This window comes from Bradyrhizobium sp. Kon69 (assembly GCF_055807515.1).
Genome location: NZ_JBVVOS010000079.1, coordinates 1 through 1,273 on the forward strand (window position 1 = coordinate 1; position 1,273 = coordinate 1,273).

Genomic DNA, 1,273 nt, shown 5'->3' on the forward strand with positions numbered 1-1,273 from the left:
TCCTCGTTCAACGGCGTCAACCTCTTGAACGGCGACCAGCTCAAGCTGGTGTTCGACGAGACCGGCAAGTCGAACCTGAGCATCACCGGCGTGACCTACAACTCCAAGGGTCTCGGCCTCGCCTCGCTGACCAGCGGTGTCGATTTCATCGACAACGCTGCCACCAACAAGGTGCTGACCAATTTGAACTCGGCGTCGAGCACGCTGCGTTCGGAAGCGTCGAGCCTGGGTTCGAACCTGACCATCGTGCAGGTGCGTCAGGACTTCAACAAGAACCTGATCAACGTGCTGCAGACCGGTTCGTCCAACCTGACGCTGGCCGACACCAACGTCGAAGCGGCCAACAGCCAGGCGCTGTCGACCCGCCAGTCGATCGCGGTCTCCGCGCTGTCGCTGGCCAACCAGTCGCAGCAGAGCGTGCTCCAGCTGCTCCGCTAACAAGCGGACGACATCGCAAGCAAGATCCGGCGGCGGGGCTTCGGCCCCGCCGCTTTTTTTTCGTGCGTCAGCTGGCATTCGCAGCCACGCATCGTTCTGAAAAAGTAACCAGCGGTTATGGTTAATGGAGAGTAAGCGCGGATAAATGCCAATGATTTCAGCCTGATTGCCGGCCGCGACCACGCCTTCCGCACGCTTATAGTGAACCCGCGCTTAATGCGGGCGCGTGCCGTTTCACCCTTTGTTAGCCATGTCGCGGCACGCTGTCCCCGTCACTCGATCCGAAGCGATCGAACGAAGACGCGTAAACCAGAAGGGTAAGAGTCATGTCCGGTATTGTTCTCTCTGCGTCGGTTCGTCAGAACCTGCTGTCTCTCCAGTCCACCGCCGATCTTCTCGCCACCACACAGAACCGTCTGTCGACCGGCAAGAGCGTCAACTCGGCCCTGGACAATCCCACCAACTTCTTCACCGCGCAGTCGCTCGACAACCGCGCCAGCGACATCAACAATCTGCTCGACGGTATCGCCAACGGCGTGCAGGTGCTGCAGGCCGCCAATACCGGCCTGACCTCGCTGCAGAAGCTGATCGACAGCGCGAAGTCGATTGCCAACCAGGCGCTGCAGACCACGGTCGGCTACTCCACCAAATCCAACGTCTCCACGACCATCTCGGGTGCGACCGCGGCCGACCTGCGTGGCACCACGAGCTTCGCCAGTGCGACCGCAAGCAGCAACGTGCTGTATAACGGCACCGCCGGCGGCACCACGGCGGCGACCGGCACCACGACGCTCGGCGCCACCATCGGCTCCTTTGCAAGCACGGGCGCGACGGC

General features: G+C 61.7%; 2 protein-coding genes. Both read left to right on the forward strand.

Annotation, left to right across the window (positions count from 1 at the left end):
* Window positions 1-438: flagellin (locus AC0L3U_RS38250; RefSeq protein ID WP_473364938.1), on the forward strand; the 438-nt coding region annotated here is incomplete at its 5' end.
* Between the two features lie 326 nt (window positions 439-764).
* On the forward strand, window positions 765-1,273 hold a 509-nt coding region (locus tag AC0L3U_RS38255), incomplete at its 3' end, for a flagellin N-terminal helical domain-containing protein (protein WP_473364939.1).